The organism is Mucilaginibacter auburnensis (assembly GCF_002797815.1).
GTDB classification, from domain to species: domain Bacteria; phylum Bacteroidota; class Bacteroidia; order Sphingobacteriales; family Sphingobacteriaceae; genus Mucilaginibacter; species Mucilaginibacter auburnensis.
The window spans coordinates 347,413-372,998 of sequence record NZ_PGFJ01000002.1; the positions used below are offsets into that span (position 1 = coordinate 347,413).

25 protein-coding genes and 1 pseudogene are annotated in these 25,586 nt (G+C 41.7%); 18 read left to right on the top strand and 8 right to left on the bottom strand.

The genetic code is table 11. From position 1 onward, the window contains the following. Positions 1-22 precede the first annotated feature (22 nt). The 5 genes from CLV57_RS12145 to CLV57_RS12165 all read right to left on the bottom strand — a co-directional run bounded on the left by CLV57_RS12145 (position 23) and on the right by CLV57_RS12165 (position 5,715). The gene (locus tag CLV57_RS12145; RefSeq protein ID WP_100341673.1) at positions 23-628 is read right to left on the bottom strand and encodes a class I SAM-dependent methyltransferase; all 606 of its coding nucleotides are present in this window, start codon (positions 626-628) and stop codon (positions 23-25) included. A gap of 31 nt (positions 629-659) precedes the next feature. Next, entirely contained in the window at positions 660-1,400 is a 741-nt protein-coding gene (locus CLV57_RS12150) for an SDR family oxidoreductase (RefSeq protein ID WP_100342825.1), read from the bottom strand. Positions 1,401-1,475: 75 nt separating this feature from the next. Beyond that, a complete protein-coding gene (locus CLV57_RS12155) occupies positions 1,476-2,042 on the bottom strand; it encodes a Crp/Fnr family transcriptional regulator (protein ID WP_100342826.1) in 567 nt (188 codons plus the stop codon). 269 nt (positions 2,043-2,311) lie between these two features. After that, positions 2,312-4,003, bottom strand: a complete 1,692-nt coding sequence (locus CLV57_RS12160; protein ID WP_100342827.1) for a GH39 family glycosyl hydrolase — start codon at positions 4,001-4,003, stop codon at positions 2,312-2,314. Positions 4,004-4,125: 122 nt separating this feature from the next. Further along, positions 4,126-5,715: an aldehyde dehydrogenase (NADP(+)) gene (locus CLV57_RS12165; RefSeq protein WP_100341674.1), complete on the bottom strand. Its 1,590-nt coding sequence runs from the start codon at positions 5,713-5,715 to the stop codon at positions 4,126-4,128. 228 nt (positions 5,716-5,943) lie between these two features. Between CLV57_RS12165 and CLV57_RS12170 the strand changes: the two genes are divergently transcribed. The 13 genes and pseudogenes from CLV57_RS12170 (at position 5,944) to CLV57_RS12225 (ending at position 17,558) form a co-directional block, all read left to right on the top strand. After that, positions 5,944-6,825, top strand: coding sequence for a hydroxypyruvate isomerase family protein (locus tag CLV57_RS12170; RefSeq protein ID WP_100341675.1), 882 nt, complete (start codon positions 5,944-5,946; stop codon positions 6,823-6,825). Positions 6,826-7,094: 269 nt separating this feature from the next. Next, a complete protein-coding gene (hisG, locus tag CLV57_RS12175) occupies positions 7,095-7,946 on the top strand; it encodes an ATP phosphoribosyltransferase (protein ID WP_100341676.1) in 852 nt (283 codons plus the stop codon). An 86-nt stretch (positions 7,947-8,032) separates the two neighbouring features. Then, entirely contained in the window at positions 8,033-9,325 is a 1,293-nt protein-coding gene (gene hisD / locus CLV57_RS12180) for a histidinol dehydrogenase (RefSeq protein WP_100341677.1), read from the top strand. 1 nt (position 9,326) lies between these two features. After that, positions 9,327-10,028 (top strand): hypothetical protein, encoded by a 702-nt coding sequence (locus tag CLV57_RS12185; protein ID WP_157799150.1) that lies wholly within the window; start codon positions 9,327-9,329, stop codon positions 10,026-10,028. A 2-nt stretch (positions 10,029-10,030) separates the two neighbouring features. After that, positions 10,031-11,077, top strand: coding sequence for a histidinol-phosphate transaminase (hisC, locus tag CLV57_RS12190; protein WP_100341679.1), 1,047 nt, complete (start codon positions 10,031-10,033; stop codon positions 11,075-11,077). Continuing rightward, positions 11,074-12,222 carry a bifunctional histidinol-phosphatase/imidazoleglycerol-phosphate dehydratase HisB gene (gene hisB / locus CLV57_RS12195; protein WP_100341680.1) on the top strand — a complete coding sequence of 383 codons (1,149 nt, stop codon included), beginning with the start codon at positions 11,074-11,076 and terminating at the stop codon, positions 12,220-12,222. The genes hisC and hisB overlap by 4 nt, the downstream gene beginning before the upstream one ends. Positions 12,223-12,295: 73 nt before the next feature. Beyond that, entirely contained in the window at positions 12,296-12,886 is a 591-nt protein-coding gene (gene hisH, locus CLV57_RS12200) for an imidazole glycerol phosphate synthase subunit HisH (RefSeq protein ID WP_100341681.1), read from the top strand. A gap of 6 nt (positions 12,887-12,892) precedes the next feature. Beyond that, complete coding sequence (locus CLV57_RS12205; protein ID WP_100341682.1) at positions 12,893-13,642, top strand: 1-(5-phosphoribosyl)-5-[(5-phosphoribosylamino)methylideneamino]imidazole-4-carboxamide isomerase; 750 nt, start codon at positions 12,893-12,895, stop codon at positions 13,640-13,642. A 51-nt stretch (positions 13,643-13,693) separates the two neighbouring features. Then, a pseudogene (locus CLV57_RS18635) lies at positions 13,694-14,026 on the top strand (endonuclease domain-containing protein); the annotation flags it as partial. A gap of 9 nt (positions 14,027-14,035) precedes the next feature. After that, on the top strand, positions 14,036-14,845 hold the full coding sequence (hisF, locus tag CLV57_RS12210; RefSeq protein WP_245857108.1) for an imidazole glycerol phosphate synthase subunit HisF: 810 nt from the start codon (positions 14,036-14,038) through the stop codon (positions 14,843-14,845). Between the two features lie 93 nt (positions 14,846-14,938). After that, positions 14,939-15,526 (top strand): bifunctional phosphoribosyl-AMP cyclohydrolase/phosphoribosyl-ATP diphosphatase HisIE, encoded by a 588-nt coding sequence (gene hisIE, locus CLV57_RS12215; protein ID WP_100341683.1) that lies wholly within the window; start codon positions 14,939-14,941, stop codon positions 15,524-15,526. A gap of 71 nt (positions 15,527-15,597) precedes the next feature. After that, a complete protein-coding gene (locus tag CLV57_RS12220; RefSeq protein ID WP_245857035.1) occupies positions 15,598-16,515 on the top strand; it encodes a WD40 repeat domain-containing protein in 918 nt (305 codons plus the stop codon). Between the two features lie 62 nt (positions 16,516-16,577). Next, complete coding sequence (locus CLV57_RS12225; RefSeq protein WP_100341684.1) at positions 16,578-17,558, top strand: hypothetical protein; 981 nt, start codon at positions 16,578-16,580, stop codon at positions 17,556-17,558. Here CLV57_RS12225 and CLV57_RS12230 read toward each other — a convergent pair. After that, entirely contained in the window at positions 17,555-18,316 is a 762-nt protein-coding gene (locus CLV57_RS12230) for a C40 family peptidase (RefSeq protein ID WP_100341685.1), read from the bottom strand. The genes CLV57_RS12225 and CLV57_RS12230 overlap by 4 nt on opposite strands. A 123-nt stretch (positions 18,317-18,439) precedes the next feature. Beyond that, complete coding sequence (locus tag CLV57_RS12235; RefSeq protein WP_100341686.1) at positions 18,440-18,793, bottom strand: 4Fe-4S dicluster domain-containing protein; 354 nt, start codon at positions 18,791-18,793, stop codon at positions 18,440-18,442. Between the two features lie 101 nt (positions 18,794-18,894). On the opposite strand from CLV57_RS12235, the gene CLV57_RS12240 reads away from it, so the two are divergent. From CLV57_RS12240 to dnaJ, 5 genes are all read left to right on the top strand, one after another. Continuing rightward, a complete protein-coding gene (locus tag CLV57_RS12240; protein ID WP_211290071.1) occupies positions 18,895-19,920 on the top strand; it encodes an acyl-CoA reductase in 1,026 nt (341 codons plus the stop codon). Between the two features lie 103 nt (positions 19,921-20,023). After that, on the top strand, positions 20,024-20,227 hold the full coding sequence (locus CLV57_RS12245) for a fructose-6-phosphate aldolase (RefSeq protein WP_100341687.1): 204 nt from the start codon (positions 20,024-20,026) through the stop codon (positions 20,225-20,227). Positions 20,228-20,236: 9 nt separating this feature from the next. Then, positions 20,237-20,926: a cell division ATP-binding protein FtsE gene (locus CLV57_RS12250; RefSeq protein ID WP_100341688.1), complete on the top strand. Its 690-nt coding sequence runs from the start codon at positions 20,237-20,239 to the stop codon at positions 20,924-20,926. Positions 20,927-21,166: 240 nt separating this feature from the next. Then, entirely contained in the window at positions 21,167-21,739 is a 573-nt protein-coding gene (locus CLV57_RS12255; protein WP_245857037.1) for a nucleotide exchange factor GrpE, read from the top strand. A gap of 130 nt (positions 21,740-21,869) precedes the next feature. Beyond that, on the top strand, positions 21,870-23,039 hold the full coding sequence (gene dnaJ, locus CLV57_RS12260) for a molecular chaperone DnaJ (RefSeq protein WP_100341689.1): 1,170 nt from the start codon (positions 21,870-21,872) through the stop codon (positions 23,037-23,039). A gap of 136 nt (positions 23,040-23,175) precedes the next feature. On the opposite strand, the gene CLV57_RS12265 is transcribed toward dnaJ, so the two are convergent. Further along, positions 23,176-25,545 carry an outer membrane beta-barrel family protein gene (locus CLV57_RS12265; protein ID WP_100341690.1) on the bottom strand — a complete coding sequence of 790 codons (2,370 nt, stop codon included), beginning with the start codon at positions 25,543-25,545 and terminating at the stop codon, positions 23,176-23,178. Between the last annotated feature and the right edge of the window lie 41 nt (positions 25,546-25,586).

Sequence of the window (25,586 nt, forward strand, 5' to 3'; positions counted from 1 at the left end):
TTATAGGAATTATACAGGTACTTTATGAGCTCTTTCCGCATTGAATGAAGTGGAACGGATAATTATCTGTTATCTCATCAACCTGATACAAACCATAAGCGGAGAACTCTTCCGCTATCGTGTCTTCATCATAAAAAAACATATTTAAGCCGCCAAACTGCTCAAATGTGTCCTTGGCAATTAAAATGCCCTGTCCGTATGTAGGCGATTTTTTTGTGATAGCAGTAAAAAACATTAATCCGTTTTCGGCCAGTTGCCTGTAACAATCAGCAATGAGCTTTTTTCTATCCGCTTTGTTCAATAAATGGATAAGCGCATGGCAAAATATACCATCATAGCTTACATTATCAAACGGCATATCGGTAACCGACCCATGATAGATTTTTACAACATTTCCAAAATGTTTTTCTGCCAAATGTATAGCAGTTTCTGATATTTCAACACCGGTTACATCCATGTTGAAATTGAGGAACGGCTGCGCATTTCTACCATACCCTATGCCGGGAATGAGTACGTTGTTAAACCCATTATCATTAAATATTTTAGCGGCGGCAACCGCGGAGTTGGTGGGGCCTTCGCCCCATATCTCCTGTTTGTTTCTAAACGCCTGCTCCCAAAATTCGGTCATTCTCTTAGTTTATAATATATAACAAAAAAGGCTACCACGGAATTAAACCTGTATCAGGATTGGTTTCTTCACTAAAAAACTTACCTGTAGGTCCGTCGTTATCAATTAACGCGTACTTTATAATTCTATTGGCCGCCACGCTAACTTCCCCGCCATTAAAAAAGGTAAAATCGGTTTTTGTTAGTCCGGGACAAACTGCGTTCACTTTGATATTGGTATCGCGCAGCTCATAGGCTAACTGTACTGTATACATGTTCAAAGCGGCTTTTGATATGGCGTAAACTCCATATTTAGCGTAATTATAAGCCGGCCATGCAGGGTCGCTTTGCAGCGTAAGCGAACCCACGCTGGTACTAACATTAACAATCCTTGGTTCGGATGCGGTTTTTAATAGATGAATAAAAGCTTGCGTTACGTTGGCTACGCCAATAACATTGGTTTGAAGCGCATTGAGGTACTCATTTGTTTGAGCTTCCAAAACGGTGTAAGGTGCCCTACCTCCGTTAATGCCTGCATTATTGATCAAAACATCTAACACATTGGTTTTTCTCATGACCTCATCTTTAGCAGCGCTAACAGACTGAAGATCGGTAACATCCAATTGAATAGCCTCAACGTTGGTCAGGCCCTCGCTATTTAATTGTTCAACCGCCTGCAGGCCATTTTCTAAAACACGACTTCCAACAAACACAAAAAATCCTTGTTGTAAAAGCTGTCTGGCAGTTTCAAATCCTATACCCTTATTAGCTCCTGTAATTAATGCAGTTTTCATGATCATTTATTTTTTATTTACGGAACAAAATTGAGTGATTCACCGGTGGAACCATTTACCAAATGGTAAAAATAACTACCTTATATTTTTGCGGATGCGGCTAAGCGATTGTTGCGTTACCCCCAGATATGAAGCAACATAAGCTAACGGTACACGATTGATAAGCGCAGGATAATTGTCCATAAAAGCCAGATACCGGGTGGTGGCATCCTGAGAGATGACCGGCCCTTTGCGCGACTTTTGATACATACACAACTGCACTATTTTGTTTTTGATAGCATCCCACCCGATAATAATGTGCGATAGTTCTTCCCAGTCGGTTTTGGAAAATATAACAAGCGTACAGTCTGTAGTAGCTTGAAGATAATCAGAGGATGATGTGTTAGCTTCGAAGTTCAGATAATCACAAACCATACTGTTTTCAGTTATAAAACAGCGGGTAATCTCTTCGCCTTTGTTATTGTAGTAGCAGCCCCTGATCACGCCTTCTATAACAAAACCAACCTGCTTAGGTATCTTACCGGCTTCAGAGAAATACTCATCCTTTTTGAGGTGAAGTAATCTGCCCTTTTGCTTTATAAGTTCAAGTTGTTGTTTGTTCAGGCTTCCAAATTGAAGTATGTATTCTATCAGTTTTTCCACAACCGAATTTAAATACAAAGCGGTTTACTGCATTTACCATTTGGTAAAAATGATGTAATAAATTGTGATTGGATAGTCGACACACGCTTAGTGTATTGAAACCTGTCCAATTTGGTGGACCAAAAAAAAGCGATGGACAAATTTTCTAATCATATTTCTTCCCATGGGACGATATATTTATATTTAGAAATGATTATCAACAACTTAAAATATTAAAGTTGAGCTAAATATTTACCACGTCACATATTCATGTGGTACAGCTTAGTGTATTACCAATCCAACTTTAACAACATTACTCCCTGCCTTGCCAAAGCGGCATTAACAAACAGCTTGCCCTTTTTTACATTGAGCTTTTGAGGTTTGCCAACCGTTTCAAGCATACCGGCTTTTTCTAAAGCGGCTATCTGCTCTTTTGTTGGATTTTGAGGCGAGCCCATTTTTTTCCAAACTTCGTAAGAGTTACTGTGTGTTGCATCAACTAAATATTGAGTCAGAGTAACTGTACCGGTTTTGAGTCCGTTAAAAGTCACTTCAACAGGCTCAGCAGCCGCTTGTAAATCCATATCGTGATAGTTCCACACCATCAGCGTAGCGCCCTTGGCCGATTTAGCCGCCAAACCACCAATATCTGTTTGGGGGCCACGCGCGCTTGAATCAACAAAAGTTTTAAGCGGATACATGCGGTTGCCCTGTACCTCTACCCTTTTACCACTCATTTTGCCAAACATCCTGAAAACGTTCAGCACCGGTTTATCTACCCCATTAGTAGCCAGATCCCGGAAACCGTAAAACCAGGGCTGGTCTTCAAACTCGAATGCCCAGGTAACCGCACCCTTAAAGTTAATGCCTATCTGGTCAGCCAACGCATACTTGCGCGCAAAAGAGGCTGCCGTATAACTGGGGTACATGGTACCATTACGATAAGCGTTTTGCGGACTGGTAACCATACCACAGGCTGCGCATCCTTCAGGATCAGACTCACCTATCATGATAGGCAGATCCTTCAACGTAGGGAAAGATTTAACTATACTGAAGCCTTTCTGAATATCGCGCATTTGTGTACCCACATTCATGCGCACCACGCCGTTAACCAGTGTTGGGGCTCCTTTGGCATGGAATGATACCAGATCAATAGGCGTACCTACTTTGCCCGTTACATAATTGGTACCCGATACACAATGCGTTAAAAAATCAGTCAAAAATTTGGTACCGCCCTTCCCGCCTGTACCTGCCACATCCGCCCCGCCTATTTTAGCAGTTGGCAGCGCGCGCTTAACGGCATCAACGGTATAATCATAAAGCTTAAAAAACTCTTCGGGTGTGCCTTTCCAGTATTCAATGTTCGGTTCGTTCCAAAGCTCCCAATACCAACTTTCCACTTCCTTTTTACCGTATCTATCTACCGAGTGCTTTACCCATTGGTAAACCAGTTCGGCCCATTTGTTATAGTCTTTAGGCGGATAGGCCCAACCCGTGTAGATAGATTCCTTGCCACCGGGCGTCCAATTATGTTTATAAGGTTGTGGATGGGTTGACAAAGCCTCAGGCATAAATCCAATTTGCGCGAAGGGTTTTATACCGCGCTTGATATAGGTATCGTAGATACTATCTACCAGCCGCCAGTTGTAAATTGGGTTGCCATTGGCATCTTCAGTATAGGCATTAGTTGAGCCCCATTTTAATTTGGCCACACCATCACCCGTAACCAGCATGCTATGTACCCGCACATACACCGGCACCGGGCTTAAAGCTGCCAGTTCGCTCAGCAATTTCTTGCCATCCTTCATGTAAGTATAATTAGGCTCATCATAGCCAAACCAGGCCCACATGGGATACATATCGCCAACCTCTTTATTTAAATTTACTTGAAGCGTGGCCGGTTGGGCTTGAGTGAAAGCCACTTTTGCAAACAAGCAGCAAAACAAAAACAGCGCGCTGTACACTTTAGGAAGGATAGACATAGGCACTAATTGGTTAAGTCCAAATATAATAAACAGAGTTAAATTAAAGTAAACACATAACAATAAACCAACAAAAAAGCGGCACATTTTGGTGTGCCGCTTTCGTAACATGTATTAACAGATTATGCTTTATCTGTAGTCCATTTTCCGTCAACTAAACGCAAAATATTCAATGGGTTGTCCTTTTTCAAGGCATCAGGAAGCAGATCATCAGGGAAGTCCTGGAATGCTACCGGACGAACAAAGCGAAGGATAGCGCCTGTACCTACCGAAGTAGATGCAGCGTTGCTGGTTGATGGGAACGGACCGCCGTGAACCATTGAGTGGCAAACCTCAACACCTGTCGGGTAGCCACCATATATAACACGACCCGCTTTTTGCGTAATGATGCTCACTACAGGTAGTAAAGCCTCTTTATCGCCTTCAGCAGCGTGAACGGTAGCAGTTAACTGTCCTTCTAATGATTCTAATACAGTAGCTAATTCAGCGTCGTCTTTACAAACTACAAATAAGGTAGCCGGGCCAAAAACCTCTTCAGATAATGCCGGGTTAGTGATGAATTCGGCAGCAGTAGTCTGGAATGCTGACGGACGAGCCTCTGCCTTATCAGCGTTGGCATCAGTAGTGGCCTCAGCAACCAATGTAGTATTTTTAGCGCCCTTTAATTGCTCAATACCACCTGCGTATGCTTTGCAGATGTTTTTGTTCAACATGGTACCGGGTACAGTGTTAACAAACTCGCTTGCGAAAGATTCAATGAATGCTTTGCTGGCTTCACTCTCTACCAATAATACTAAACCCGGGTTAGTGCAAAACTGACCAACGCCTAAAGTAACCGAACCTGAAAGTGCCTTAGCAATTTTTTCTTTTTGAGTTTGTAAAGCATTCTCAAATAAAACAACAGGGTTGATAGCGCTCATTTCCGCATAAACCGGGATAGGCTCCGGACGGTTAACTGCAGCGTTAAACAAGGTCATACCTACATGGCGTGAGCCTGTAAAGCCAACAGCTTTGATAACAGGATGCTGAACTAATTTAACAGAATGCTCGTGGTTTAAATATAACGACGAGAACACACCTTCTGGCATGCCGGTAGCTTGCGCAGCTTTAATAATTGCCGAGCTGATCAACGCATTGGTACCAGGGTGTGATGAGTGTGATTTACAAACAACAGGGCAACCTGCGGCTAATGCAGAAGCGGTATCGCCACCTGCAGTTGAGAATGCTAACGGGAAGTTACTTGCACCGTAAACAGCTACAACACCAAGTGGAATTAATATTCTGCGAATGTCTGATTTTGGAAGTGGTTGACGGTCAGGCTGTGCAGTATCAATACGTGCATCTACCCACCATCCATCGCGCAATAATTGTGCAAATAATTTTAACTGACCACAGGTTCTGCCACGCTCACCAGTGATACGTGCAATTGGCAAACCAGACTCAGCACTGCATCTCTCTAAAAGTTCGTCGCCAAGGGCCATTATTTCGTCGGCAATAGCATCTAAAAATTTGGCACGTTGCTCGTATGAAGTTTCGCGGTAAATTGGGAATGCTTTTCTTGCCAGGCTTATTGCCTCTTCAAATTCTTCCTCTGTAGCCTGGGTAAATTTTTCAGGCAGGTATTCGTTTTTTGCCGGTACAAAAGCCTGGAAAGACTTTTCGCCCTTGGCGCTGTTTTTAAATCCTATAAAATTGTCAGCTATCAGTGTCATAAATTGTTTTTGGGTATATGTTTTAAGCTTTATATTTAGTTACGCAAATATGGGCTTTTCCATGGCAAATAGTGCCTCTAAATCGTCATTTTTTGTAAAAGTACTGATAGAAAAGCAATCGATTGCGATTGTACACTTTTAAAGGACCGCTGTCTGTTACAACAAAACATTTACTACTTTAGTGTAACCAATTAGGGCAGATATCTGCGTAAACTTAAATTAACTTACATGAAACTCAATCGCAGGGCAACCATAAAAAGCATGCTTACCGGAGCCGCGGCACTGTCTGTAAATAACTTATTGGGCGCTCCGCTGTCGTCAGAAAACAAAACATCAACCATGCAACTAAAAGGTAATATTAACCACGCTGTATGCAGGTGGTGCTACAACGAAATACCGTTAGAAACGCTTTGTGCCGAAGGAAAGAAGATAGGCTTAAAAGCCATAGACCTTGTAGGGCCGGATGAATGGGATACGCTTAAAAATTATGGCTTACACTCTTCCATGTGTAATGGGGCCGAGATCAATCTGGTTGACGGCTTTAACGATAAAAAATTCCATACCGAGTTAATAAAACGTTACAGCGAAATGATACCCCGCGTAGCTAAAGCGGGCTATACTAACTTGATTTGCTTTAGCGGAAACAGGCGTGGTAAAACAGATGAAGAAGGTCGGCAAAACTGTGTGGACGGGTTAAAACAGCTGCTGTCGCTTGCCGAACAGCACAAAGTTATCTTAGTGATGGAACTACTAAACAGCAAGGTTGACCATAAAGATTACCAGTGTGATAATACTAAATGGGGTATTGAATTATGTAATCGTTTAGGTTCTGAAAACTTTAAACTGTTATATGACATTTACCACATGCAGATTGATGAGGGCGACGTGATAGCCACCATAAAAAAACATAACAAATACTTTGCCCACTACCACACCGGCGGCGTGCCCGGCCGACATGAAATTGACGAAACACAGGAACTCTACTACCCTGCCATTATGAAAGCTATTTTAGATACCGGCTATAAAGGCTATGTAGCTCAGGAATTCATTCCAAAGGAAAAAGGACAATTAGCTACATTGAAAAAATGTGTAGAGTTGTGCGACGTATGATGACAACACACTGCTCACCCATAAATCCCCAAAATCTTAAAAATCAACGTCGCGTTTTGATTTTTTAAATAACTGCCTATATTTGCAGCACTTGTCCGTTAACTGATGCGGTTATAGTTTACTACTCGTAATAATAAAAATGGGATTGTTCAACTTACATCATCTGCAATTGCATCATCACCGCCTGGTGATGAATAGATAATGTATGTTTCTACGTGAAATAACAACCCCGGCTTATATTTTTATTATAATAATTAATACCAAATTTTGTGAAAACACTTAAAATAGCGATCCAAAAATCGGGTCGGCTCAACGAAAAATCTGTTGAATTATTAAAAAATTGCGGACTCAGCTTCGAAAACTATAAAAGTTCGCTTATCTCTCCAGTTTCTAATTTCCCGCTCGAAATTCTTTTCCTTCGCGATGATGATATTCCAGAATACGTGCAGGATGGCATTGCCGACTTAGGTATTGTTGGCGAGAATGTAATTGAAGAAACTGAAGTTTCTGTAGCCTACCTTCAACGCTTAGGCTTTGGTAAATGCTCGCTTAAAATAGCCGTTACCAACAACAGTGATATAACCGATCTTTCCGGATTAAACGGCAAATCAATAGCCACCACCTACCCTGCTATACTAAGCAAATTCCTGAAAAAAGAAAACATTCAGGCAGAGATCCGTACCATTTCAGGTTCGGTTGAAATTTCGCCGGGCTTAGGTTTGAGCGATGCCATTTGTGATTTGGTATCAACCGGAGGTACTTTAAAAAGCAATGGCTTAAAACCATTTGCTGATGTGATGTCGTCAGAAGCGGTATTGATCGGCTCAAAAGGCAGCGAGAACGATGAACTGATACAGGAACTGATCCAACGAATACAATCAGTGCTACGTGCCAAGGAAACTAAATACGTGGTATTGAATGTTGAAAAGGCTAATCTCCAAGGTGTGCTTGATCTGCTTCCGGGCGTTAAAAGTCCGTCGGTTTTACCTTTGGCCGAAGAAGGTTGGGTAGCGGTACACACCGTTATACCAGAGCGCGATTTCTGGAGCCGTATAAGTCAGCTTAAACAGGCCGGCGCGCAGGGCATTGTGGTAATGCCAATAGAGAAGATAATACTTTAGCCCCCTAACCCCCTAAAGGGGAATTAGAGCGGGTATAAAATAACAGTTTACTTTAGGACGTAACTCCCCTTTAGGGGTTTGGGGGTATGAAGACTTATAATTATTCCGACTTAAATACAACCGAAATTGCTCAACTGGTGCAACGCAATGTTGACCCTGCTAACGAGATTCGAGGCATTGTTGAAGAAGTTTTAAGTAATGTTAACCAACACGGCGACAGGGCTTTGTTTGATTATGCCAATCGCTTTGATAAAGTTGAACTTGAGAAGCTTTATCTGGATAAAGCTGAATTAGCCGAGATTGCTTCTGCCATAACCGACGAGCAAAAGGCCGCTTTGCAAACAGCTTACAACAATATTTATAAATTCCACCAAACGCAGCTAAAAACCGAGGACAAGGTTGAAACCATGCCCGGTGTTACCTGCTGGCGCGAATTAAGGGCCATTGAAAAGGTTGGTCTTTACATCCCCGGTGGCTCTGCTGTGTTGCCAAGCACTTTTTTAATGCTGGGCATTCCGGCGCGTATTGCGGGTTGTAAAGAGATTGTTGTTTGTTCGCCTCCGCAGAAAAATGGCAAGGTAAATGCATTTATAGCTTATGTAGCGTACTTGTTGGATATAGATAAAATATATCTGGCAGGCGGCGCACAAGCAATTGGCGCCATGGCTTACGGAACCGAAACCATTACTAAAGTGGATAAGATCTTCGGTCCCGGTAACCAGTTTGTAACCAAGGCTAAAACCATTATCCAGTCAACCACCACTACCGCTATTGATATGCCTGCGGGCCCTTCGGAAGTATTGGTAATTGCTGATGAAACTGCCAAACCTGAGTTTATTGCCGCTGACCTGTTAGCACAGGCAGAGCATGGAATTGACAGTCAGGCTGTTTTAGTTGCCACGTCGGCCGAAATTGCAGAAGCAGCTTTAGCAGAAGTGGAAAAACAAACCGCAGTTTTACCGCGTGCTGAAATTGTAAGGCAGGCGCTTGCTAACTCTTACATTGTTGTAGCGGATACGCTGGAGCAGGCCATGGATTTCAGCAATCAATACGCTCCTGAGCATTTGATTTTGGCTACCGACAATTGGCAGCAGCTAACTCCTAAAATAATCAATGCAGGCTCAGTGTTTTTAGGCAATTTAACTCCTGAAAGTGCAGGCGACTATGCCTCTGGCACCAACCATACCTTGCCAACCAGCAGTTATGCAAGGGCTTACTCGGGCGTGTCGGTTGATTCTTTCGTTAAAAAAATAACGTTTCAATATATCACACCTGAGGGTATCAATAACATAGGCCCGACGGTGGAAGTATTGGCTGAGTTGGAGGGTTTGCACGCGCATAAAAATGCAGTGAGTGTGAGAATGAAAACCGGTAATTAAAATGAAAACAGTTTGTTACCTGTTTTATTGTTCAATTTTAGTCGCTTTTGGCTGTCGAGGTAAAAGTCCTGCAATGGTTAGTGATTCAACAAAAGTTGTTAGTGCTTTAGACACCGTAGGCGAAAATGTAACAACTGGGTTCAAACCATATACTTTAGCAGAAAATTACATAGTTACAGATACAGGTTTTTTTGACTTTGATATTGGAGACGGAACTTATGCGGTAGTCAAGCAACAAGGACGTTTAATTGACACTATTGATAAATACTATGGTTTTCAACCCCTTAGCAAAGGAGCATATGCATATTACGCTATTGAAGGATCAGGCCAATCAAAAACCGAAGCTAAAAACTCAAAATCAATTCTTGCCGATATAAGTCATTTCATGATTATAACTGGCAATAAAAAGATTGATGTCACGCGTAACGCACCGTATTTTGGCTGGTTTGCCAATCCATCCATATTAAAAAATAGCGTGTACTATTGGGAAGTTAAAGAGCAGAAAGACAGTTATAAAATATTCGCAGCGAAATTTGATCCAAAAACCCGGTTAACTAATAGTTTTTATTTATTTAACTCTTTTATTGACTCAGATGACGGTGGTTATTTTGCCATGCCTTATTTGAGAGGCGATACAATTTGCTTTGAACATAACGATGGTAAAATCACCAAATTTTCACCTGATTTTAAATCTTATAATTAAACATGTTCGATATAAATAACATTTTAAGAGAAAACATAAAAAACCTCACCCCCTATTCATCAGCACGCGATGAGTTTCAGGGAGAGGCCAGTGTGTACCTGGATGCTAACGAGAACGCATTCGGGTCGCCATTGGATGAGGCTTACAACCGATACCCTGATCCGCTACAGTACAATGTTAAAAAACGTTTAAGCGAAATTAAAGGCTTACCCATCCGCAATATATTTTTGGGCAATGGTAGCGATGAAGCAATTGATATCCTTTTCCGTAGCTTTTGCAACCCTGGCGTTGATAATGTCATCATTGTACCCCCTACTTATGGCATGTACCAGGTATCGGCCAATATCAACGATATCGCATTAAAACGCGTTAACCTAACAGCCGAATATCAGTTAAATTTAGAAGGCATTGCCGAGGCGATAGATAAAAACACCAAAATTATCTTTATCTGCTCGCCTAACAACCCAACAGGTAACTCTATTAATCGAGAAGATGTAGAAACGCTATTAGCCAATTTTAACGGTTTGGTAGTGGTTGACGAAGCTTATATTAATTTCAGCAGGCAAAAAAGCTTTATACAGGAGTTAACTGAGTATGCTAATTTGGTTGTACTGCAAACCCTGTCAAAGGCTTGGGGATTGGCCGGTTTACGCGTAGGCATGGCTTTTGCCAGCGAGGAGATAATTGAGGTAATGAACAAGGTTAAACCACCTTATAACATTAATGAGGCATCGCAGCAACTGGCGCTTAAAGCCTTGCAAAATGTTGACCAGGTGAACGAATGGATAAAAGAAACTTTGGCACAGCGCGATAAGCTGGTGTTAGCGCTTAAAAACTTTGATTTTGTGCTGGATATTTACCCTTCAGACGCTAACTTTATCCTTGTTAAAACAACCGACCCTAAAGCTATTTACAACTTTTTGGTTGAGCGCGGCATCATTGTGCGCGACCGCTCAAAAGTTGAGCTCTGTGAAGGTTCGTTACGCATAACAATTGGTACTCCCGAAGAAAACAACATATTGATTAAAAGCTTACAGGACTATAAATGAGCAATCTCCAAAAAATACTTTTTATAGACCGCGACGGTACGTTGATAATTGAACCCGCAGATGAGCAGATCGACTCGTTTGGTAAACTGGAGTTTTATCCTGGCGCCTTACAATATTTGCCTAAAATAGCAAAGGAGTTAGACTACCAGTTGGTAATGGTTACCAATCAGGACGGGTTAGGTACGGAAGTTTATCCTGAAGATACTTTTTGGCCGGTGCACAATTTTATACTTAAAACCTTTGAGAATGAGGGTGTTACTTTTTCCGACCAGATCATTGACCGCACTTTTGCAAAAGACAACGCTCCTACCCGCAAACCCGGTACAGCGTTGCTGAGCGAGTATTTCAATGCTGACAAGTACGATCTAAAAAACTCCTACACCATTGGCGACCGTCGCAATGACGTGTTGTTGGCTAAAAACCTCGGTGCAAAGGCCATCTGGTTAAACAATAACACCAATTTAGGCGCGGCTGAGTTTAAAGCGATTGAAGAAACTGACCTGAAAGATGTAGTTGCACTTGAAACTACCGACTGGAAAGCCATATACGAATATTTAAAGTTAGGCGAACGCGTTTTTGAAAATAAACGTACCACTAAGGAGACAGACATATACGTTAAAATTAATCTGGATGGTACCGGCGAAGCCAAAGTATCAACCGGCTTACATTTTTTCGACCATATGCTTGACCAGATTGCCCGCCACGGTAGCATGGACCTTGAAGTAATTGCCAAAGGCGACTTGCATATTGACGAGCACCATACCATTGAAGATACCGGCATTGCTTTAGGCGAGGTTTTTGCAGCTGCCTTGGGCGATAAAAAAGGGATTGAGCGGTATGGCTTTTGTTTGCCGATGGATGATTGCCTTGCACAAGCAGCTATTGATTTTGGCGGACGTGCCTGGTTAATGTGGGAGGCTGATTTTAAACGCGAAAAGGTAGGCGATATGCCTACCGAGATGTTCTACCACTTCTTCAAATCATTCAGCGATGCCGCAAAATGCAACCTGAACATTAAAGCCGAAGGACAGAATGAACATCATAAAATAGAAGCTATATTTAAAGCCTTTGCCAAAGCCATTAAAATGGCTGTTAAAAGAGATATAGATAAGATGGTTTTACCTTCTACAAAAGGTTTATTATAGTTTGCAACTATTAGTGGGCAGTTTGCAATTGTAAACTATCCACTGCAAACTGCAAACCACCAACTGCAAACTGATGATAGGAATAATAAGATATGGCGCCGGTAATATATTCTCGCTTACAGCAGCTTTAGACAGGCTGGGCGTTGAATATGGTATGGTATACACAGAAGCCGACCTTGACAAATACGACCGCTATATCATTCCGGGAGTAGGTCATGCCGGTGCTGCAATGAAAAAGTTACAGGATACCGGGCTTGTGCCTAAAATAAAGGCTTTAAACAAGCCAACGTTAGGTATTTGTGTGGGAATGCAGTTGTTAACTGCCCATTCTGAGGAAGGTGATGCAGATATGTTAAACCTTTTTCCGATGAAAACTGTTAAATTTGCGGGCGATACAGAGCATAAAGTGCCGCATACGGGTTGGAACAGAGTTTTTTCTGAAAAAGAAAATCCGCTTTTTGAAAATATCCCTCATGGTTCACACTTTTACTTTGTACATTCATACTTTATTGAGTATGATAATGATTTTACATTAGCCGCAACAGATTACTGCACGAAATTTTCGGCATCAATTTGGCGGGATAATTTTTACGGCGTTCAGTTCCACCCGGAAAAATCGGGCGAATATGGCGAGAAACTATTAGCAAATTTTTCAAAAATATAAAGACACATGTATATCATCCCCGCAATCGATATTTTAAATAAAAAGGTTGTCCGCCTGCGCGAAGGCGACTATAGCCAGGTTACTGAGTATGACGTAACCCTGGAAGAGATGATAGAAAAATATCAGTCTAACGGCACCAACTTCATCCACGTGGTTGATTTAAATGGCGCTAAGAATGATTTCTCTAACCAACAATATCTTTTTGATGTTATTAAAAAGACAGAAATGCGGGTTCAATACGGCGGTGGCATACGCAGTATTGACAAGGTTAAAGAACTTATAGACGCCGGTGTTCACCGTGTAATTGTTGGTACCCAAGCCATTACCAATCCAATGTTTTTGGATGAGTTGAGCAAAGCCATTTGTGGCAGAGATAAATGCTCAGACCAGGTAGTTATTGCCATTGACGTTTTAGACGAGGTAATTAAATATTCTGGTTGGATGGAAAGCTCCCCGATCAAGCTAATGGATTACGTAGATAAATGCCTTGCATTAGGTTTCTTCCGCTTCCTTTGCACGGATATTAATAAAGATGGCAAACTGGGTGGCGCAGGTGTTGACCTTTATGCTAAATTGCTTGACCATTCTCCATTCATTAAGTTAATTGCTTCGGGAGGTATTAGTTCAATGAAAGATATTGAGCAGTTAAGTCGCTTAAAAGTTGAAGCCTGTGTAGTAGGTAAAGCTATTTATGAAGGCCATATCACTGTTGAAGACGTTAAAAACTGGAATTTGGAATCATTAATTTCGATATAGTTCAAGCCCCCTAACCCCCTAAAGGGGGAACAACGGTTCATGAAAAAACGAATGTTTTTGGGTGCCGACAGGTTTGTGTTTCAAAATGCTCAATCGCTGCGTAATACCCAAACTGGTGCTGAAGCTCTGTTATGGAATTATTTAAAAGGAAAACAATTAGGCGCAAAGTTCAGGCGACAACATCCGTTAGGAATTTACATTGCTGACTTTTACTGCCATTCGCACAAGTTGATAATTGAACTTGATGGCAGCATCCATAATGTACCCGATATAGCAGCTAATGATATAATACGACAAAAACATTTGGAATCTGACGGAATCAAAGTGTTAAGATTTACTAACTCACAAATTTTCAATCAACTCGAATCAGTATTGAGCACTATAAGAGAAGAAATAAGTTTCTCAGCTGCTAAGCCGGAGAACAGTAGCTCCCCCTTTAGGGGGCGGGGGGGGCTCGCTAAACGCATTATCCCCTGCTTAGATGTTAAAGACGGTCGTACTGTAAAAGGTGTGAACTTTGTTGACCTGCGTGATGCCGGCGATCCGGTTGAACTGGCCTGGAATTATTCTAATCAGGGGGCAGACGAACTGGTATTTCTGGATATAACCGCTACGCATGAGCGCCGTAAAACCATGGTTGACCTCGTTAAATCAGTAGCGCGACAAATAAATATCCCGTTTACTATAGGCGGCGGCATTAATGAAATTGCCGATGCAGACGCGCTTTTAAACGCAGGTGCAGATAAAATATCTATCAACTCTGCAGCAGTGCGTAATCCGGGTTTGATTGATGAATTGGCAAAAGCCTTCGGTGTTCAGTTCGTGGTTATAGCAGTGGATACACGCCGCATAGACGGAAAACATATTGTACATTTGAACGGCGGACGCATCCCAACTGAAAAGGAAACTTTGCATTGGATATTGGAAGCTGAAGGCCGTGGTGCCGGAGAGATATTGTTAACCTCAATGGATCATGATGGTACAAAAGCGGGCTTTGACAACGAGCTTTTAAGCGAGGTGAACAGTGCTGTAAATATCCCGGTGATCGCATCAGGTGGCGCAGGTTCGGTGCAGCATTTTGTGGATGTTTTTGAAAAAAGTAATGTAGATGCTGCTTTGGCTGCATCTGTATTTCATTATGGTGAGATATTAATACCTGATTTGAAGGGTGTTTTGAGAGGTAAGGGTATTGAAGTGAGGTAAAAATATTAAAACCTAAACGTCATTACAAACCGGTGTGCTTAGCATAGTTAGGGATTGCTTCGTACCTCGCAATGACGGGAGAATAAATATAAAATGACAATAGATTTCAATAAAACTGATGGCCTGGTGCCGGTAATTATTCAGGACGATAAAACGCTTGAAGTGCTGATGCTGGGTTATATGAATCAGGAGGCTTACGATAAAACCGTTCAGGAGAATATTGTAACTTTCTATTCGCGTTCAAAAAATCGTCTTTGGACAAAAGGCGAAACAAGCAATAATTTTCTGCATGTTAAGAGCGTCCATATTGATTGTGATAACGATACTATCCTGATCAAAGCATCAGCTGACGGACCTACCTGCCACACAGGTAGCCGTAGTTGCTTCCAAACTGAGTACAATCAAAACTTTATTATGCAGTTGGAGCGGGTCATTGCCGACAGGTATGAAAATCCACAGGAAGGCTCATACATAAACAAGCTGCGTGGCAAAGGCCTCAATAAAATCGCGCAAAAGGTTGGCGAAGAAGGAGTTGAAACCGTTATTGCCGCATTAGCAGAAACAGAGACAGATCTGATCAATGAAGCATCTGATCTGGTTTTCCATTTACTGGTACTGCTTCGCGAAAAAGGTTTGTCGTTAGAAACTATCGCAAAAAATTTAGAAGGAAGACATAAGTAAGTCCATAGTCGATAGTCCATAGTCAATAGCTGAACTCAACATCGCTATCTATGGGCTATGGTCTATGGACCATGAACCAAATGATTACCATAGAAAAAATAGCAGAACTTACCGGGCACAGTAATCCGCTCTTTGCTTTGGCGTTATCGCAAAAGCCGGGGATATTATTTTCGGGTGGTAATGATAAGGGCGTTGTTGAATGGAGTTTAAAAAACAACTCGTTTATTAAGGTGATGTTTCCTGTTGCTTCGTCGGTATATTCCATCCATTGTCCTGAGAATTTTCCCTACTTAATAGCAGGCCTTCGCAGCGGACAGGTATTGGTGTTTGATTTCATTCAGCAAAAAGTAATCAAATCGCTCAACCATCACCGCAAACCTGTTTTTGATATCAAGTCGGTTAACAGTAAGAAAGAGCTGCTCATCGCGTCAGAAGACGGTACCGTCTCTATATGGAACTTAGAGACGCTTGAGATGGTTCATAGCATCAACGTATCTCATGATACCGTTCGTTGTATCAGCATCTCGCCGGAAAAAAATCAGTTAGCGTTTGGCTGCCGCGATAACAGTGTGAAGGTGTATGATCTGGAAGATTATACCCAAATAAAATCTCTTACCGGCCATACCATGGCAGTGTTTTCGTTACAATATTCACCGGAGGGCGACTACCTTGTATCTGGCACTCGTGATGCGCAGGTTAAAATTTGGGATAGCTCCACTTTTGAACTGAAACAAAATATTGCAGCTCACCTATTTGCGGTTAACCATATTGCTTTCCACCCTACTCAACCTTACTTTGCTACTGCAAGTATGGATAAATCTATCAAAATATGGGGTTCAGACGACTTTAAGCTCTATAAAGTTATCAGCAGAGAAAAGGGCTACCAATCGCATTTGCTATCCATTAATAAAATAGCATGGGATGGTGATAATCTTATTTCGTTAAGTGATGATAAGCGTATAATCATTTGGCGTATAGATTTCCAATAGCATCTACCAAAATTTGGGATTAATTTCAGTTTATTTAACTTAGGTGCATTAACCTAAGCAATATGCTATCAACAATTAAAATAACCTCTTTTATACTAATCTCGTTTTTACTATTTACCATCAACGGATGCGAAAAGCCTGCCGAGGAAGGCATCTATAAAGACAAAGCAATTCCAACCGAAAAAGCTTCAATGCTTCATAACTTGAACAATAATCTGTTCAAGGCCATTAAAACTGATCGTGATGATGCAGAACTACTTTGCTCTACTGATTTTTTGAAGCAAAAAAACATAAAGGTTCAATTTGATTACATTAATAAGCTGCGGAACGAAGATGAATATGTTTTACTCAAAGACTATTACATTGTAAATGGTGGTGATGAAAGAAGTGGTTTGATAGCAATAGATCATCCTGAAGTTAAATATGTACCACTGGCAAAGGAGATGTACATGGCCTTTTTTGTACCTAAGCATAAACAGAACAAGCTGATGCTAACCGTTGTATATGGGAAATTTGAGATAGGATGGAAAGCCAACGAAATCTCCTTAGCCTATTATACCCAAAGGGGCAAAACCTCGACTGAGTTACTTGATTTGGCAAAAGAAGAATATTCAAAAGGTTACCTGGTAAATGCCATCAACAATATTATGATGGCTGCAAACGCCACATCAAGCAAATATTTAAAAAATCCTCATGCTGAGGAGATCAGCACATTCTCCCAAAAAGTAATTGATGAAGCCAATGCTAAGATCAGCTACCCGCTAACGCTTAGTGAAGTGAGCACAAAGCCCAAGATTATCTCTATATCGAGCAATGCTAAAGAGGATGAGTTTTTGCAATACATCTACTACATTACCAACTTAAAAATAGCTGATACCGGAGGGTTAAAGCGAGAAAACAATGAGATCAAAAAAGCGCTTCCGAAAATTTTCCCCGGAATAGATAAGGGTGAAAAAACCATACTGTACTCTGCTATGAGTCAAAAGCCTGTAGTTGGAGAGGCTATACCGCATTTTGACGTTACAGAAAAAATAAGCCATTAAAAATAACGCCTGATTGAGGTGAGTTGATGAGTATAACGTTTTTGTTCGTCTGAATAGATACCCTTATCATCAATACTTTCAATTTTCACCTTACCTGATGCGTGAATAATGGAGTGTTGATTTAATAACATACCTACGTGCGTTATCTTGCCGTCTTTATTATGAAAGAAAGCAAGGTCACCCAAACGTGCGTCACTTAACGAAGCTACAGCCTGCCCCTGCCCTGCCTGCAAACTGGCATCGCGTTTTAAGGATATGCCTTTCATCCTGAAAACTATTTGTGTAAAGCCTGAGCAGTCAATGCCGAAATGTGTACGTCCGCCCCAAAGGTATGGCGTATTGATATAGGTTTTGGCCAATGCATCAATATTATCATTATCTCCTATTTGGCCTATTATCTCAAATTTGTCTCTGTCCATATAACAGGTAGTTCCGTTTAAGAACGAAAGCGAACTCCCTGCAGGTAAATAAATTACGCTGTTATCTTTAATTTTCCAGGCCTGTGTTATAGGGCGGTAGGTTAAACGTGGTGGATTGCTCAGTAGTTGCTGATAGGCCATGTGCCCTAACATACAAAACTGCAGGCGGGCTATCCATCCCTCGTAACCATCATGCGCTGAAGTGATGCGTACCCAGTTCTCCTGCCACTCCAATATTTCAAACGCCTCACCGAACAGCAATTGCGATACTTGTTCGCTGCGTTCGTCCGCAGCGGCCCGCATAGGTATTACCGCTAAATTGCAAATTCCGTATTCCATAGGTTAAATATCAGGTAGTTTTTGTTATTATTTATGTTTACGTTAAACATTTGCAAAAGTTTCAAACATAAAAAAGGGGACACAAAAATGCATCCCCTTTAAAACTGTTTAAAGCAGTTAATATTATTCGTTCATGTGCAGCCAATCTTTTTTGGCTAACAGTTCTTCGCGTGTTTCGCGTACATTCTCGTCATCTACACAGCAATCAACCGGGCAAACTGCCGCGCACTGTGGCTCATCATGAAAGCCTACACATTCGGTACACTTATCAGGTACTATATAATAAATATCATCAGATAAAGCGGCCTGTGTTTCTTCAGCATTTAAAGTAACACCATCGCCAAAATCAATAACTCCCCTTAAACCCGTACCGTCAGAGAAACGCCATGCTGCACCTGCATCATAAATAGCATTATTGGGGCATTCCGGCTCGCAGGCTCCGCAGTTTATACATTCGTCGGTGATTATAATCGCCATATTATTTAAAAAATCTTATATTCTCAATTACCTTTGTCTGTCGCTAATAAGCGCAAATATAACAAAAAAGAAACTATACAGTTTCATCACTAAACATATATATGTCAAAAATCAGCAGCGAACAGCTTATACATATCCTTTCTGAACTGGGCGCAAGCCTGCAACAGCCTGATGAACAGTTGCAGGTGCTTATTCAGCAAGAGCAATATCACAACGCGTGGTTTACCCCTGCAAATGTGGAACGCGCTATTGTAGCTATTGGCGAAACGCTTAATCAGCAAGCATTACAAAAATGGCTAAGCGCCTACAACCTCGATAAGGAAGTTGAAGAAAAAAAGGTTGGACTGATATTAGCGGGTAACATTCCGTTAGTAGGTTTTCATGATGTGCTTTGCGTACTGATTAGCGGGCATCATGCCCTGATCAAAGCATCAACGCAAGATGCGCGGTTGATAAGGCAGGTGTTAAATATACTGGCTACCATTGAACCATCGTTCGCAGATAAATACACTTTTGTTGAACAATTGAAAGATTTTGACGCGGTTATTGCCACCGGCAGCGACAACTCATCGCGCTATTTTGAATATTATTTTGGCAAGGTCCCGCACATCATCCGCAAAAACAGGAACAGTATAGCCGTAATAACCGGCGACGAAACTACCGAAGAACTGAACTTATTGGGGGAGGATATTTTTAGTTATTTTGGCCTTGGATGCCGTAATGTTTCTAAGCTATCGTTGCCTGCCGGCTATGATATAGGCACATTTTTCAGACCCATTGAAACCTATCAGCCAATCATTAACCATCATAAATACAACAACAACTACGATTATAATAAATCAATTTACCTGGTTAATAATGAAAAACATTTTGACAATGGCTTTGTGTTATTGAGGGAGCACGAAGCATTGGCATCGCCATTAGCCGTTGTGCACTATGAATATTATAGTGATTTAGCAGAGGCGGAAGCAACCATCAATGCCGGCAGCGAAAAAATACAATGTGTGGTGTGCATATCGCCGCTTAAGGTGAACAGCCAGGTAGTTGCACCCGGCCAATCGCAAACACCACAATTGTGGGATTATGCCGATGGTGTAGATACTTTGGATTTTTTGATAAAACTGTAAAATAACAATACCTTTGAGTTCAGTCATTGGGCATTTGTCATTAGTCATTTGGAGGATTCCAATGACCAATGACGCGAAAGCTGATGATTAATGACCTTTTGAAATGTATATAATTAAAGTAAAAGGCGTTGCCAAAATACCCGACTATGTTCAGCTGCGAGATGATAAGTTTACACTGCTGGCTTACTTCAGGGTTGACCGTCCGGAGAAATCACTGGATAAAGTTGGATTGGGCGAAAAAGCCGATTATATAATGAATTTAGTAAGAGAATTGCCTTTTGGGCAGATCTTGAAACTGGATCTTTAATAAGACATCATGATAGGAAAATCAATTATAAAACTGAATAACGTTGATATTTTTCAGCAGAAAAACAAAGTTCTCTCCAAGGTAAACCTGCACATTGATAAAGGCGATTTTGTGTGGCTGATAGGCCAGACGGGATCAGGAAAAAGCAGCTTGCTCAAGGTAATTTACGGCGATTTACCGCTTACCATTGGAGATGGACATGCCTGTGGTTACAGTTTGTTTAAACTACCTGAAAAAGATATTCCTTTTTTGCGCCGCAAACTGGGCATTGTGTTTCAGGATTTCCAGTTATTGACCGACCGATCTGTTGAACACAACCTGCAATTTGTGATGCGCGCAACCGGCTGGACAGACCCTAAACTTATTGCCGACCGCACCCTTGATGTTTTAGAAAAAGTTGGCCTGCGTTCCAAATTAAAAAAAATGCCGCACGAGCTTTCGGGCGGAGAACAGCAGCGTGTAGTTATAGCCCGTGCGTTATTGAACGACCCTGAAATTATACTAGCCGATGAGCCTACAGGTAACCTTGACCCGGAAACTTCTGAAGAAATTGTACTACTGCTAAAACAGATCAGCCAGGCAGGTACTGCTGTTGTTGTAGCCACGCACGATTATCATATTATCCGCGCGTTCCCTTCACGTATCATAAAATGCGAAGCTGGTAAGGTACTGGAAGATGTGCAGTTGGCGCAGGTTTAGAAGATTAGTGATTAGAGACTGGTGATTAGTTGATTAATAAGTGACAAAATTGTTATTAGCGATGTGTTTTAATACATCGCTTTTTTTATTAATGACCATCGCCTGTGCCTAACGACAAATGACCGGTGACTAATGACAATGATGCCAACTGCTACTGTCACTTTCTACTGACATTCAGAAAGCTCTGTCACCTTGTCGGGTTTTAACTAATGGCAAGGTACTTGATTAGCACTATCAGCTATGATATTTAACGATATGTTGAAGAAAAAGAAGACAGATAACCCGGAAACTCCTGAAGTTGACCAGGAAAATATTGACAATAATGCAGTTCAGCCTGAAGAACAGGCAGAAGTAAATACACCATCAGCCGAAGATGTTTTGAAAGAAGAACTGGCACTGGCCAATGATAAATATCTGCGTTTATTTGCCGAGTTTGATAATTTTAGACGCCGCACACGTACAGAACGCGAAGAGGCCCGTAAAATGGAAGGTAAAGACGTAATTACCGCCCTGCTGCCTGTACTTGATGATTTTGAACGTGCCCTTAAAGCTACCGAAAATGCTACCGATGTAACATCGGTTAGAGAAGGCGTTATGCTGATCCAAAACAAACTCAAGAACACGCTTACTCAAAAAGGCCTTGTGCCTATGGAATCTATCGGCAGCGAATTTGATGCCGATATTCACGAAGCCATTACCAATATTCCTGCCCCTACTGAAGATATGAAGGGCAAGGTAATTGATGAAATGGAAAAAGGCTATTATCTTAATGACAAAGTAATACGCTTTGCCAAGGTAATTGTAGGAGCGTAAGCTTGATGTCGGATTTCGGATTTTCGATTTCGAATTTTTGAATATCTGACGGGTAAAAGAAATTAAAAAATCAATATTCGATAAAGATTGAATCCGAAATCTAAAATTCGAATTCCGAAATAAATAAAAGATGTCTAAACGAGATTATTACGATATACTTGGCGTTTCGAGGGGTGCCGACGCGGATGAGATAAAGAAAGCCTATCGTAAAATGGCTATTAAATATCACCCGGATAAAAACGAGGGCGATAAAGATGCCGAAGAAAAATTTAAGGAGGCTGCCGAAGCTTATGAGGTTTTAAGCAACCCCGAAAAGCGTCAGCGCTATAACCAGTTTGGTCACGCGGCCAACGCACAGTCGGCCAGTGGTGGCGGCTATGGTGGTGCCGGCGGCATGAATATGGAAGACATATTCAGCCAGTTTGGCGATATTTTTGGCGGCGGCAGTCCGTTTGGCGAATTTTTTGGCGGTGGAGGTGGCGGTCAGCAACGTGGCGGTCGCCGTGTGGCACGTGGCAGCAACCTGCGCATTAAAGTGCGTTTAACCCTTGAAGAAATTGCCAATGGTACCGAAAAGAAAATTAAAGTTAACAAACAGGTGCATTGCAAAACCTGCGATGGTACCGGCGCTAAAGATAAATCATCTTTCCAAACCTGTAAAACCTGCGGTGGCCAGGGTGCGGTACGTAGGGTAACCAATACCATATTGGGCCAGATGCAAACCACTAGCACCTGCCCTACCTGTAACGGTGAAGGCAGCGTAATCACTTCAAAATGTAATGTTTGCCATGGCGACGGCGTTGTACGCGGTGAAGAGACCATTACTTTAAATGTGCCTGCAGGTGTAAGCGAAGGCATGCAATTAAGCATGAGTGGCAAAGGTAACGCAGCTCCACGTGGAGGTGTACCGGGAGATCTGATCATCCTGATAGAAGAAGTACCGCACGAAACCTTAAAGCGCGATGGCAGCAATGTTATTTACGATCTGCATATCACTTTCATCGACGCTGCTTTAGGCACCAGCATTGAGGTACCAACTATAGATGGTAAAGCTAAGATCAAAATAGAGCCGGGAACGCAAGGAGGCAGAATATTGCGCCTGAAAGGTAAAGGTGTACCGGAAGTTAACTCTTACCACCGCGGCGATCAGTTGATACACATCAACATATGGACGCCTAAAGCGTTGAGTAACGAGGAACGTGCCCTATTAGAAAAATTACAAAACTCACCTAACTTTAAACCCAATCCGGGCAAAAACGAGAAAAGCTTCTTTGAACGGATGAAAGAGTATTTTGAGTAGGTATTAGTCCGGAAGACGGAAAAGACGGGAAGTCCGGAAAATATATTAAAAGAGCCCAGAATCAGTTTGATTTTGGGCTATTTGCTTACAGCATGAGCTAAAACATTCATTCAGGAAGTATTTAACTATAAACAGCTCAATTAACTACATCATCATTTCGTATTCCCACTTTAGTGCGCTTAACTGCATCTTTTAATTCGCCGAAATTGTAATTTAAACTTAGCTTGTAAACACGCAGAAAAGTTTGATTATTAGCCACCTCATAAAAGTCCATTCCGGTTACCCTTGTCTCAACATTTCTGAATTTTTTAAATGGATTATTAACTGTGGCTGTTATACTCCATTTTCCTTTTATTAATTCATGCGTACTGCTAAAGGACGTATTGATCTGAGGAGCAATGAGCGATTGAAATGACTGCGGCGCGAAATTTTTGCCAATAACGTTCATATAGGCCCCTATCCGCCACGAGGCTGTTGGGTGATAACTACCGCTTACTGTAAAGTTATGGTACCACCCTTTAGTTTCAATCTGCGCAGCCGCAGCCTGAATATTTACATACGTTAAATTGCCGTTAAAGCTCAGGCTTAACTTTTTGGTTGCAGCCAGGTTAGCGCTAAGGTCTATACTCAATGCATCTCCCCTGCCTATGTTTTCATAAGTACTACTGGTTACGCCGGTTGCAGCGTTATAAGTTATCAGTCTGAAATCTAAATCATTGAAATAGGAATAGGTTGTACCGAGCGTTACTGAAAGTATTCTACCGCTTAAATTGTAGCCTGCCATTATGTTGTTAATGATTGCCGGGCGCAGATCAGCATTTCCCTGCATCTCATAATTTGGGTTACTGCGGTCTACATAAGGGTTAATGCGGTTAACGCCCGGGCGCCTTAGCCTTTGCGAAAAGCCAAAATTTAAGCTGTTTGCATCATTTACCTGATAACTTGCCGAAACAGAGGGAACAACATTTAAATAATTTTGAGCAACGTCGCCGCCTACAACGGTTTTCTCCGCGCGCAAGCCCGCCTTAACGCCCCACTTCTTTCCCGCGTAGGTTAAAGAGCTAAATGCAGAAAAAACATCCTGCGACATATTAAAACTATTACTCAAGGCGTTTGCGCCTGTATAACTAAAATTGCTGGAGTTACCTCGCAAAATTGCCTTTACACCGTGTTCAAAACCTAAGGCTTTGGTGCCCGAGGCATAATCTAATTGCAAAGTATGCTCATTGGTGCCGGCTTTATTGTACTGATAAAAATCAGGCAGCGTATAATTTGTCCTGTTGGTTAAGGTCACCACATTATCATTTACGTTAACATAATCTGTATACCTGTAAGAAAAAGTAAGCAATTTTATTTTCTTCGATTGAAATGCCACCTGATAATTCAATGATGCATCCAAACCGTGACCATCTCCTTTATAATTATTTTGGAGATGGTAACCCTGCAATACGCCACCGCTACCATTTAACAATGATTGCTGTATTGTTGCATTGTTATTACCTGTTCCGCTGATATTGAATTGAGCCGACAAAAGCTGAAACTTATTGATCTCGTAACTCAACTCTGTCCCAAAGTATCCGCTTCTCCCGTCAAATTTGCGTTGGCTTGTTTGCGTCAAATCAGTAGCATCGCTTCCGAAAGAGGTCCGTATTAAAGAACTTTCCGTTTCGGGCGTTTTGTTAATGGAGCCGCCCGCGGTAGCAGCAACCAACAATTTTCCTGCTTTAAAATTGAATGAGCTACCAACACCAGGTCCGCCTGTTGGCGTACTGCCATTCAAATTCACAGTACCGTTGTAGCCATCAGCTGTTTTTTTACTGGTAACTATATTAATTATTCCTGCAAAACCTTCTGCATCATATTTAGCCGGAGGATTTGTAATAACTTCAATTTTCTCGATGGTAGCTGCAGGCATACTGCGCAGCACATCTTTGGGGTTTTGCTCTATCATTCCAGATGGCTTGCCGTTTAAAAAAATCTTAAACCCGGTATTATTCTTTAACAGAATATTTTGGTCGGCATCCAACGATACGAACGGCACTTTACGCATCATGTCCAAAACACTGCTGCCTTTGCTATCCGGATCGGCTTTAACATCATATACCAGCCTATCAGCTTCCTGTCGCACCAGGTGCTTAGCTGCAGAAATCTCAACTGTATTAAGCGTTTTCCCTTCGGGTGCCAATTGCAAACCTACTTCTATACGGCCCGATTTAGCATCTATTGTTTCAATAACAATGGTTTTGCTTTGATAGCCCTGCATTTGAGAGCCTAAGCGATAATCGCCTTGCAAATCGTTGATACTAAACCTGCCATTTTCGTCGCTTAAGACTATTTTGACCGACTTATCTGTTAACGACTTAACGGCCACCGTAGCGGCTTTTATGGGCTGTCTACTAATAGAGTCTGTAACTATACCGCTGATTGTAAAAGTGGTCTGCGCTTTTGACTTGTTATGTGCGAGCAAGATGATTGCGCACATGGTTAGTATTTTAAACATCTTCATATTGTTTTGGTTTAGTTGGGCCGGAAAAACAGGGCATACCC

What these genes read in the sequence shown, in the direction of transcription:
- CLV57_RS12145 (WP_100341673.1), bottom strand. Translation starts at nt 628, where the DNA reads ATGACCGAATTTTGGGAGCAGGCGTTTAGAAACAAACAGGAGATATGG.
- CLV57_RS12150 (WP_100342825.1), bottom strand. Translation starts at nt 1,400, where the DNA reads ATGAAAACTGCATTAATTACAGGAGCTAATAAGGGTATAGGATTTGAA.
- CLV57_RS12160 (WP_100342827.1), bottom strand. Translation starts at nt 4,003, where the DNA reads ATGTCTATCCTTCCTAAAGTGTACAGCGCGCTGTTTTTGTTTTGCTGC.
- CLV57_RS12165 (WP_100341674.1), bottom strand. Translation starts at nt 5,715, where the DNA reads ATGACACTGATAGCTGACAATTTTATAGGATTTAAAAACAGCGCCAAG.
- CLV57_RS12170 (WP_100341675.1), top strand. Translation starts at nt 5,944, where the DNA reads ATGAAACTCAATCGCAGGGCAACCATAAAAAGCATGCTTACCGGAGCC.
- hisD (WP_100341677.1), top strand. Translation starts at nt 8,033, where the DNA reads ATGAAGACTTATAATTATTCCGACTTAAATACAACCGAAATTGCTCAA.
- CLV57_RS12185 (WP_157799150.1), top strand. Translation starts at nt 9,327, where the DNA reads ATGAAAACAGTTTGTTACCTGTTTTATTGTTCAATTTTAGTCGCTTTT.
- hisC (WP_100341679.1), top strand. Translation starts at nt 10,031, where the DNA reads ATGTTCGATATAAATAACATTTTAAGAGAAAACATAAAAAACCTCACC.
- hisB (WP_100341680.1), top strand. Translation starts at nt 11,074, where the DNA reads ATGAGCAATCTCCAAAAAATACTTTTTATAGACCGCGACGGTACGTTG.
- hisH (WP_100341681.1), top strand. Translation starts at nt 12,296, where the DNA reads ATGATAGGAATAATAAGATATGGCGCCGGTAATATATTCTCGCTTACA.
- CLV57_RS12205 (WP_100341682.1), top strand. Translation starts at nt 12,893, where the DNA reads ATGTATATCATCCCCGCAATCGATATTTTAAATAAAAAGGTTGTCCGC.
- hisIE (WP_100341683.1), top strand. Translation starts at nt 14,939, where the DNA reads ATGACAATAGATTTCAATAAAACTGATGGCCTGGTGCCGGTAATTATT.
- CLV57_RS12220 (WP_245857035.1), top strand. Translation starts at nt 15,598, where the DNA reads ATGAACCAAATGATTACCATAGAAAAAATAGCAGAACTTACCGGGCAC.
- CLV57_RS12225 (WP_100341684.1), top strand. Translation starts at nt 16,578, where the DNA reads ATGCTATCAACAATTAAAATAACCTCTTTTATACTAATCTCGTTTTTA.
- CLV57_RS12230 (WP_100341685.1), bottom strand. Translation starts at nt 18,316, where the DNA reads ATGGAATACGGAATTTGCAATTTAGCGGTAATACCTATGCGGGCCGCT.
- CLV57_RS12235 (WP_100341686.1), bottom strand. Translation starts at nt 18,793, where the DNA reads ATGGCGATTATAATCACCGACGAATGTATAAACTGCGGAGCCTGCGAG.
- CLV57_RS12240 (WP_211290071.1), top strand. Translation starts at nt 18,895, where the DNA reads ATGTCAAAAATCAGCAGCGAACAGCTTATACATATCCTTTCTGAACTG.
- CLV57_RS12245 (WP_100341687.1), top strand. Translation starts at nt 20,024, where the DNA reads ATGTATATAATTAAAGTAAAAGGCGTTGCCAAAATACCCGACTATGTT.
- CLV57_RS12250 (WP_100341688.1), top strand. Translation starts at nt 20,237, where the DNA reads ATGATAGGAAAATCAATTATAAAACTGAATAACGTTGATATTTTTCAG.
- CLV57_RS12255 (WP_245857037.1), top strand. Translation starts at nt 21,167, where the DNA reads ATGATATTTAACGATATGTTGAAGAAAAAGAAGACAGATAACCCGGAA.
- dnaJ (WP_100341689.1), top strand. Translation starts at nt 21,870, where the DNA reads ATGTCTAAACGAGATTATTACGATATACTTGGCGTTTCGAGGGGTGCC.
- CLV57_RS12265 (WP_100341690.1), bottom strand. Translation starts at nt 25,545, where the DNA reads ATGAAGATGTTTAAAATACTAACCATGTGCGCAATCATCTTGCTCGCA.